Source organism: Streptomyces sp. RG80, assembly GCF_040446465.1.
Taxonomy (GTDB): Bacteria; Actinomycetota; Actinomycetes; order Streptomycetales; family Streptomycetaceae; genus Streptomyces.
Window position 1 is genome coordinate 909789 of the sequence record NZ_JBEAAJ010000002.1, and the last position, 9243, is coordinate 919031.

At 70.2% G+C, this 9243-nt stretch carries 9 protein-coding genes; 2 read left to right on the forward strand and 7 right to left on the reverse strand.

All coding sequences use genetic code 11. From position 1 onward, the window contains the following. Positions 1 to 92: 92 nt before the first annotated feature. The 4 genes from ABKA17_RS10205 to ABKA17_RS10220 are packed head-to-tail and all read right to left on the reverse strand — an operon-like array spanning position 93 to position 5236. A complete protein-coding gene (locus ABKA17_RS10205) occupies positions 93 to 305 on the reverse strand; it encodes a formate dehydrogenase subunit delta (protein WP_353691588.1) in 213 nt (70 codons plus the stop codon). Between the two features lies 1 nt (position 306). Further along, positions 307 to 3123, reverse strand: coding sequence for a formate dehydrogenase subunit alpha (fdhF, locus tag ABKA17_RS10210; RefSeq protein ID WP_353691589.1), 2817 nt, complete (start codon positions 3121 to 3123; stop codon positions 307 to 309). Continuing rightward, entirely contained in the window at positions 3120 to 4760 is a 1641-nt protein-coding gene (locus tag ABKA17_RS10215) for a formate dehydrogenase beta subunit (RefSeq protein ID WP_353691590.1), read from the reverse strand. Before ABKA17_RS10215 ends, fdhF begins: the two co-directional genes overlap by 4 nt. Before the next feature lie 2 nt (positions 4761 to 4762). Continuing rightward, entirely contained in the window at positions 4763 to 5236 is a 474-nt protein-coding gene (locus ABKA17_RS10220; RefSeq protein WP_353691591.1) for a formate dehydrogenase subunit gamma, read from the reverse strand. Positions 5237 to 5500: 264 nt separating this feature from the next. Here ABKA17_RS10220 and ABKA17_RS10225 point away from each other — a divergent pair, with 264 nt between their 5' ends. Continuing rightward, on the forward strand, positions 5501 to 6190 hold the full coding sequence (locus tag ABKA17_RS10225; protein ID WP_353691592.1) for a GntR family transcriptional regulator: 690 nt from the start codon (positions 5501 to 5503) through the stop codon (positions 6188 to 6190). 41 nt (positions 6191 to 6231) lie between these two features. On the opposite strand, the gene ABKA17_RS10230 is transcribed toward ABKA17_RS10225, so the two are convergent. After that, positions 6232 to 7020, reverse strand: a complete 789-nt coding sequence (locus tag ABKA17_RS10230; protein ID WP_353691593.1) for an acyl-CoA dehydrogenase family protein — start codon at positions 7018 to 7020, stop codon at positions 6232 to 6234. Positions 7021 to 7241: 221 nt separating this feature from the next. On the opposite strand from ABKA17_RS10230, the gene ABKA17_RS10235 reads away from it, so the two are divergent. Continuing rightward, positions 7242 to 7934 carry a GntR family transcriptional regulator gene (locus ABKA17_RS10235; RefSeq protein ID WP_353691594.1) on the forward strand — a complete coding sequence of 231 codons (693 nt, stop codon included), beginning with the start codon at positions 7242 to 7244 and terminating at the stop codon, positions 7932 to 7934. A gap of 50 nt (positions 7935 to 7984) precedes the next feature. Here ABKA17_RS10235 and ABKA17_RS10240 read toward each other — a convergent pair whose 3' ends face one another. Both ABKA17_RS10240 and ABKA17_RS10245 read right to left on the reverse strand, forming a co-directional pair. Then, on the reverse strand, positions 7985 to 8521 hold the full coding sequence (locus ABKA17_RS10240) for a beta-class carbonic anhydrase (RefSeq protein ID WP_353691595.1): 537 nt from the start codon (positions 8519 to 8521) through the stop codon (positions 7985 to 7987). Positions 8522 to 8621: 100 nt separating this feature from the next. Beyond that, a partial coding sequence (locus ABKA17_RS10245) for a CoA transferase (protein WP_353691596.1) occupies positions 8622 to 9243 on the reverse strand: 622 nt, incomplete at its 5' end.

Genomic DNA, 9243 nt, shown 5'->3' on the forward strand with positions numbered 1-9243 from the left:
GGCAGTCGGCAGTCGGCTGACGCCGGTCGGCACCGGCAGGGAAGCGCCTGCGACCGCTGCACGTCCCCGCAGCGGTCGCAGGCGCGGCTCGGTCAGCGCAGCAGCTTCACGGCCGCCACGACCAGGGGGTCCAGGCCGTCTGCGCCGGCGTCGACGAAGTCGTGGAGCCGGGCGCGCATCCGCGGGTCCCAGAACCTGCCGATGTGCCCCGCGATCTCCTCGGCGGCCCGCTCCCCGGGCAGGTGGGAGAGGTTGCGGGCGATGTCGTTCGCCATCCTGAGCTCGGACGGCACGGTGGCGGTCATCTCAGTCCACCACCGTCACGAGGTCGTTCTCGGCGACTTCGCCCTCGCCGGTCCGGTCCGGTCGCGCGAGCCCGACCTGGACGGCGGTCACCTTGTACTCGGGGCAGTTGGTGGCCCAGTCGGAGTTCTCCGTGGTCACCACGTTGGCCCCGGTGACGGGGTGATGGAAGGTGGTGTACACGACCCCGGTCGGCATCCGGTCGGAGATCTCCGCCCGGAGAGTCGTCGCCCCTACGCGGCTGGCCAGGGTGACCATGTCGCCGTCCTTGATACCGCGGACCTCCGCGTCATGCGGATGCAGTTCCAGGATGTCCTCGGGGTGCCAGGCGACATTGCCGGTACGACGGGTCTGGGCGCCCACGTTGTACTGGCTGAGGATCCGTCCGGTGGTGAGGACCAACGGGAAGCGCCGCGTGCTGCGTTCGTTGGTCGGCACGTAGGAGGTGACCACGAACCGGCCCTTGCCGCGCACGAATTCGTCGATGTGCATGATGGGCGTGCCCTCGGGCGCCTGCTCGTTGCACGGCCACTGGACACTGCCGAGCTTGTCGAGAAGGTCGAAGGAGACACCCGTGAACGTCGGGGTGACCGACGCGATCTCGTCCATGATCTCGCTCGGATGGACGTACGCCATCGGATAACCCATCGCGGTGGCTATCTCGCTGACGATCTGCCACTCGTGCTTGCCCGTCTTGGGCTTCATGACCGCGCGGACCCGGTTGATGCGGCGCTCGGCGTTGGTGAACGTGCCGTCCTTCTCGAGGAAGGACGCCCCGGGCAGGAAGACGTGCGCGAACTTGGCCGTCTCGTTGAGGAACAGGTCCTGTACGACGACCAGTTCCATCGCCTCCAGGGCGGCGGTGACGTGCTGGAGGTTCGGGTCGGACTGCGCGATGTCCTCGCCGTGCACGAACAGGCCCCGGAAGGTGCCGTCGATGGCCGCGTCGAACATGTTGGGGATGCGAAGTCCGGGCTCCGCGAGGAGAGTTCCGCCCCAGAGATTCTCGAAGACGGTGCGTACCGCGTCGTCCGAGACATGCCGGTAGCCGGGCAGTTCGTGCGGGAACGAACCCATGTCGCAGGACCCTTGGACGTTGTTCTGGCCGCGCAACGGGTTCACGCCGACGCCGTCGCGGCCGATGTTGCCGCACGCCATCGCCAGGTTGGCCATGCCCATCACCATGGTGGAGCCCTGGCTGTGCTCGGTGACGCCGAGACCGTAATAGATGGCGCCGTTGGGCGCGCTCGCGTACAGCCGTGCCGCGGCCCGCAGTTCGGCGGCCGGGACGCCGGTGATCTCCTCGACCGCCTCCGGGCTGTTCTCGGGGCGGGCGACGAACTCCGCCCAGTCGTCGAAGCCTTCGCATCGCTGGTCCACGAAGGCCCGGTCCACCAGGTCCTCGGTGACGACGACGTGCGCCATGGCGTTGACGACGGCGACGTTGGTGCTGGGCCGCAGCTGGAGGTGGTGCCGGGCCTCGACGTGCGGGGAGCGCACGAGGTCGATGCGGCGCGGGTCGACGACGATGAGCTCGGCGCCCTCGCGCAGCCGGCGCTTCATCCGGGAGGCGAACACCGGGTGTCCGTCGGTGGGGTTGGCGCCGATCACCATGATGACGTCGGCCTCGGCGACCGAGCGGAAGTCCTGGGTGCCCGCGGACTCGCCGAAGGTCTGCTTGAGGCCGTAGCCCGTCGGGGAGTGGCAGACGCGGGCGCAGGTGTCGACGTTGTTGTTGCCGAAGGCCGCGCGGACCATCTTCTGGACGACGTACACCTCTTCGTTGGTGCAGCGCGAGGAGGTGATGGCGCCGACCGAGCCCTTGCCGTACCGGTCCTGGAGTTCGCGCATCCGGCGGGCGACGGTACCGATCGCCTCGTCCCACTCGACCTCGCGCCAGGGGTCGGTGATCCGCTCGCGGACCATGGGCTTGAGCTGCCGGTCGGGGTGGGTGGCGTAGCCGAAGGCGAACCGGCCCTTCACACAGGAGTGGCCCTCGTTCGCCCCGCCGTCCTTGTACGGCACCATCCGCACGAGTTCGTCGCCGCGCAGCTCGGCCTTGAAGGAACAGCCGACCCCGCAGTAGGCGCACGTGGTCACAACGGACCTGGTGGGCATGCCGAGTTCGACGACGGAACGCTCCTGGAGCGTGGACGTCGGGCAGGCCTGCACGCAGGCGCCGCAGGAGACGCACTCGGAGTCCATGAAGGACTCCCCCGCGCCCGGCGAGACCTTGGAGTCGAAGCCACGGCCCTCGATGGTGAGCGCGAAGGTGCCCTGGACCTCGCCGCAGGCACGCACACAGCGGGAGCAGGCGATGCACTTGGCCGGGTCGAAGTCGAAGTAGGGGTTGGAGGTGTCCTTCTCGGCGCCGAGGTGGTTCTCGCCCTCGTAGCCGTAGCGGACCTGCCTCAGGCCCACCACCCCTGCCATGTCCTGGAGTTCACAGTCTCCGTTGGCCGGGCAGGTCAGACAGTCCAGGGGGTGGTCGGAGATGTAGAGCTCCATGACGCCCTGGCGCAGCTTCTCCACCTTGGGCGTCTGGGTACTCACTTTCATCCCGTCGGAGCACGGGGTGGTGCAGGACGCCGGAGTGCCTCGTCGGCCGTCGATCTCCACCACGCACAACCGGCAGGACCCGAAGGCCTCCAGGCTGTCGGTGGCACACAACTTCGGTATGTCGACGCCCGCTTGAGCAGCCGCGCGCATCACCGAGGTGCCCTCGGGGACGGTCACGGGCAGGCCGTCGACCTCCACCGACACCGTGGCGGGGCCGGGCCGTTCGGGGGTTCCGAAGTCGGGTTCCTTGAGCAGGCTCATGCCGAGCCCTCCGTCCTCACGCCGGTGGCTTGTACGGGTTGGATCGGTTGGATCTCCAGGAGCCGGCGACCGCCGAGGAAGTCGTCGGGGAAGTGCGTGAGGGCGCTGCGCACGGGCATCGGGGTCAACCCGCCCATCGCGCACAGGGAGCCGTCGGTCATCAGGTCACAGAGGTCTTCGAGCAGTGCCAGGTTCTCGTCCCGGTGCGTGCCGGCGACGATTTTGTCGATCACCTCGACGCCGCGCACCGAACCGACCCTGCACGGTGTGCACTTGCCGCAGGACTCCTCGGCGCAGAACTCCATCGCGAAGCGGGCCTGTGCCGCCATGTCGACGGTGTCGTCGAAGACCACGATCCCGCCGTGCCCGAGCATCGCCCCGGCCTCCGCGAACGCCTCGTAGTCCATCGGCAGGTCGAACTGCGACTCCGGCAGGTACGCCCCCAACGGGCCGCCCACCTGCACGGTGCGCACCGGACGCCCGGTGCGGGTGCCGCCGCCGTACTCCTCGATCAGCTCGCGCAGGGTGATGCCGAAGGCGGTCTCGACGATGCCGCCGCGGGCGATGTTGCCGCCGAGCTGGAAGACCTGGGTGCCGCGGGAGCGGCCCACACCGAGGTCCTGGTACGCCTTGGCGCCGTTTGCGAGGACCGTCGGCACGGTGGTGAGGGTCAGCACGTTGTTGACCACGGTCGGTTTGCCGAACAGTCCCTCGATCGCGGGGATCGGCGGCTTGGCGCGGACCATGCCCCGCTTGCCCTCCAGGCTTTCCAGCATGGAGGTCTCCTCGCCGCAGATGTACGCGCCCGCGCCGACCCGCACATGCAGGTCGAAGTCGAGCGCGGAGCCGAGGATGTTCCTGCCCAACCAGCCCTGTTCGCGGGCGAGTTCGATGGCCTCGCGCATCGTGGCGATCGCGGCCGGGTACTCGGAGCGGATGTAGAGGTACCCCTCGCTCGCGCCGACCGCGTGCGCCGCGATGGTCATGCCCTCGATGAGCAGGAACGGGTCGCCTTCCATGACCATCCGGTCCGCGAAGGTCCCGCTGTCGCCCTCGTCGGCGTTGCAACAGACGAACTTCAGCTCGTCGACGCAGTCCAGCACCGTCTTCCACTTGATACCGGCCGGGAATCCGGCGCCGCCTCGGCCGCGCAGCCCGGACTCGGTGACCTCGGCGACCACGTCCGCGGGGGCGAGGTCGAGGGCGGCGCGCAGTCCGGCGAGGCCGCCGTGCTCGACGTAGTCCCGCGGGGACAGGGGGTCGATGACGCCGACTCGTTCGAAGGTGACGCGGTTCTGGCGGGCCAGCCAGGGCAGTTCGTCGACGAGGCCGAGCCGCAGCGGGTGGTCCGCTCCGCCGAGCAGGCCGGCGGCCAGGAGCCCGTCCACGTCCTCGGGGGCCACCGGTCCGTAGCCGACCCGGCCCTGTGGAGTGACGACCTCGACCATCGGCTCCAGCCAGAGCATGCCGCGTGATCCGTTGCGTACGACGTCGATGGCGAAGTCCCCACGAGTGGCGGCCCGTTGGAGGGCTCCGGCGACCTCGTCGGCGCCCACGGAACGGGCCGCCGAGTCGCGGGGGACGTAGACCGTCGCGGTGGGATGCGCAGAAGTGCCGTTCGGGGATGCGTTGTTCATGGTCAGACCGTCCCGTTGAGGATCGAGCCCAGTCGGGCCGGGCCCACGCGTCCGTACAGCCGTCCGTTCGCCTCCACCGCCGGCCCCAGTGCGCAGTTGCCCAGGCAGAAGACCTGCTCGACGGTGACCGACCCGTCGGCGGACGTCTCCCCCAGGGCCAGTCCGGCCTCGCGCGTGTAGCTGACCAGTCGGTCCGCGCCGAGCGCCTGGCAGGCCTCGGCGCGGCAGATGCGGACCGTGGTCCGGCCCGCGGGTTCGCGGCGGAAGTCGTGGTAGAAGGTCACCACTCCGTGGACGTCCGCCCGGGAGAGGTTGAGCTCGTCGGCGAGCACCGGTACCGCCTCCTGCGGCACATGACCCAACTCGGCCTGTACGGCGTGGAGTACGGGCAACAGCGCGCCGCGCTCTCCCCGGTGGTCGGCCACCACCCTGCGCACCACGCTCTCGACCGTCACATCGCTCCCGCTGGTCGTCATGATCGCTTCGCCTTCCGTCACACGGGTCCCCGGCGAGGGTTGCAGGAGACTGAGACAATACCCCATACAGGCTTCTGTATACAGACGACAGTCGTAAAGGGGCGTGCACCGAGCGGCCTGATTCCGGGGCCGCCCACGCGGACCGGCGCCGACCGCCGACGCCATGTTGCATACCAAAACCTGTATGCTGACGCCGCCGTCGGCAACCCTCTCGGCGGGCACCACTTGGCAAAGCCGCCGACCCGGCGGCAGAACGGGACAACCATGCGCGAGGCACTCACGGCCGCTGCGTCCCGGCGCGTCGCCCGCCCGGCACCACTGCGGCAGGCCGTGTACGACGCCCTGACCGAGTTGATCGTCAACGGCTCCCTCAAGCCCGGCCAGCATTTGGTCGAGGCCGAGCTCGCCGAGCACCTCGGGGTCAGCCGTCAGCCGGTCCGCGAGGCCCTCCAGCGGCTCCAGACCGCCGGCTGGGTCGATCTGCGCCCCGCCCAGGGAGCCTTCGTGCACTCCCCCACGGAGGAGGAGGCCGCCCAACTCCTCGGTGTCCGCTCCGTGTTGGAGACCTACTCGGCCCAGCTCGCCGCCCGCAACGCGCAGCCCGAGGACGTCGAACGGCTCCAGGAGCTTCAGCGGGAGGGTGTCGACGCACTCGCCGAGGGCGACGTCGAACGCCTCGTCGCGGCCAACACCGCCCTGCACGCCTTCGTCACCTCCCTGGCCGCCAACGACGTCCTGGCCGAACTGCTCGCCCAGGTGGGCCAGAAGGTGCGCTGGTACTACACCCCCATCGCCAAGCCCCGCGGCAAGGAGGCCTGGAACGAGCACACCCAGCTCATCAAGGCCATCGCCAAGGGGGACGCGGACCGTGCGGGCGAGGTCATGCGCAAGCACACCGAGCGCACGGCCGACTTCTACCGCAAGCAGATCGGGTCCGGCTCGAGCCAGGGCTGACCGAGCGGGCCGCCCCGAACGAGCCGTCGACGGAGGCGAGTTCAGGACGGCGCGAGGGAGTCGGCGGGCCTGCGCACCACGTCGGCGGCCGCGGTGCGGAGGCCCTCCGCACCGGCCGCCGCTCGCAGTTCCAGGAGCCAGGGCAGGACCGTGCGCAGCACGATGTCGAGTCCGCCGCCGTCCTCGCCCAGCATCGCGTCGGCGGGCACCAGCACCGGGTCGGCGAGCACGGTGGACGTCGCACTGCCGGACGGCCCGACGGGGTCCGGCCGGGCCGGGACGAACAGGTCCGGGGCGTGCGCCGGCACCCCCCACAGGCTCAGACCGTCCGGTACACCCAGGGGGCGTGAGGACCAGACGTAGCTGTCGGCCTCCCCCGCCGCCACCACCCGGCGTTTACGTCCGCGCAGCGCGACCACGCCGCCGGAGCGGACCGCGGTGCCGCGCGGCACGAGGAGTTGGGCCTCCTCCCCGTGCCCACCCGTGGCGTCCTCGGCGAGGGCGAGGCTGCTGAGATGACGTCCGGCGGCTATCTCGGCACGTACCCACGGGCTGCCACAGGACTCGATGACGGCGACCGCCGTGTAGTGCGCCTGGAGGACGGCCGCCGTGGCCGGGCAGACGCGCGCGGTCCGTGCCACCACCTCGGCGGCTTCAGGCAGCCCGAGGCCGGCACCGCCGAACTCGGTGGAGACGGTGAGCCCCAGCAGCCCAGTGGCCCCGAGGGCCGTCACGGCGCCACGGGGGAACCTGCCCTCGGCGCCGGTCAGTTCGGCGCCGGGCGCGACGGCCCGGGTCAGGACTTCTGCGAGAACGGTGCGGTACGACACGGAGTGACCCCCTCGGGAGCGGTGTCCGGTCCGCTGTCAGGCGGCCGCGATGATTGCATACAGTATTCTGCATCCCTGAGTCGGTCGACACCAGACGTCGGCCACGGCAATTTCGGGATACTCCGCATCGCAGGCCACACAAGAATGGCTATTGCATACTAAACTCAGTATCCCGTAGTCGATGTTCGCCGTCAGCAGCAGTCGAACGAGGGAGAGGGTTCATGCCCGACACACCCACCGTGGCGGCCCGCGGCCCGATCGCCCGGCCCGCACCCCTGCGCCAGGCGGTCTACGACGCCCTGACCGAGCTGATCATCAACGGCTCGCTCAAGCCCGGCCAGCACCTCGTCGAGGCCGACCTCGCCGAGCATCTCGGCGTCAGCCGCCAGCCGATACGCGAAGCCCTCCAACGGCTCCACACCGCCGGCTGGGTCGACCTGCGCCCCTCACAGGGCGCCTTCGTCCACTCCCCCACCGCCGAGGAGTGCTCCCAACTCCTCAGCGTCCGGGCCGTCCTGGAGACCCACTCCGCGCGCGGCGCCGCCCAGCACGCCACCCCCGCCGACGTCGCCCGGCTGTGGGAGCTCCAGCAGACCGGCCTCACCGCGCTCGCGGCCGGCGACGCCCGGGCCATCGTGGAGGCGAACGCCGCCCTCCACACCCACATCACCCACCTCTCGCGCAACGCGGTCCTCGCCGAACTCATCCCCCAGGTCGACCGACGCGTGCGCTGGTACTACATGCCCATCGCCAAGCCCCGCGGCACCGACGCCTGGAGCGAGCACGCCCTGATCATCGGGGCGATCGCCGACGGCGACCCCGAGAGCGCCGAGGAGCTCATGCGCCGCCACACCTCGAACACCGCCGACTTCTACTGCCGGCAGATCGCCGCGATGACCGGCCGGCGCGCGTGACGGACCGGCGGGCGCCCCGGACGCCGTAGACGATCGCGCTCGCCCCGGGCTCAGGGCTGCGGGTCTATCTCCCGCAGCAGCCCCGACGTCACGTCGAAGACGAAGCCGCGCACGTCGTCGGTGTGCGGCAGGAACGGGGAGGTGCGCACCCGCCGCATGGACTGCCGTACGTCCTGGTCGACGTCCCGGAAGGCCTCCACCGCCCAGGCGGGGCGCTGGCCGACCTCCATCTCCAGCTCGTGCCGGAACTCCTCGGTCAGCGTCTGAAGACCGCAGCCGGTGTGGTGGATGAGGACGACACTGCGGGTGCCCAAAGCGCGCTGACTGATCGTCAGGGAGCGGATGGTGTCATCGGTGACCACTCCGCCGGCGTTGCGGACGGTGTGGCAGTCGCCGAGTTGCAGGCCGAGCGCGGCGTGCAGATCGATGCGGGCGTCCATACAGGCCACCACCGCCACGCGCAGGACCGGGCGGGCGCCCATGCCCGGGTCCACGAAGCCGGCGGCGTAGCTGCGGTTGGCCTCCACGAGCCGGTCGATGACGGTGTCGCCGGCGGTCTGTGCGATACGGGGTGTGTGCGTCGACATGCTGGGCTACCTCGATCCGGTCGGGTACTCACGGACACCGTCCCGGGCAGCGCTCGTGGCGCGCCCGGGACGGGGTGGAAGCGGCGTCGGCCGCCGTCGCTCAGATCACGCCCTGCGCCTTCAGGAGCGGCAACTCCGCTTCTTCCAGGCCGAGTTCGCCGATGAGGATTTCTTCGGTGTGTTGGCCCAGGAGGGGGGAGGGGGTGATGTGGGTGGGGGAGTCGGAGAGTTTGAGGGGGTTGCCGACGGTGGTGTAGGTGCCGCGTTGGGGGTGGTCGACGGTGACGACGATGTCGTTGGCGGCGAGGGAGGGGTCTTCGATGATTTCTTTGGTGGACAGGATGGGTCCGCAGGGGATGTTGTGGGTGTTGAGGCGTTGGAGGACCTGCCATTTGGGTTGGGTGGTGGTCCATTCCTCGATGAGCTGGAACATTTTGGTGAGTTTGGGCAGGCGGGCTTCGGGGGTGGCCCATTCGGGGTCGGTGGCGAGTTCGGGCCGGCCGATGAGGTGGGCCAGGGGTGGCCAGCCGGTGGGCTGGACGATGATGTAGACGTAGTCGTTGGGTCCGCCGGGTGCGCATTTGACGGCCCAGCCGGGTTGGCCGCCGCCGGAGGCGTTGCCGGAGCGGGGGACTTCGTCGGTGAAGTCGTCGCCGGGGTATTCGGGCAGTGGTCCGTGGGCCAGGCGTTGCTGGTCGCGGAGTTTGACGCGGCACAGGTTG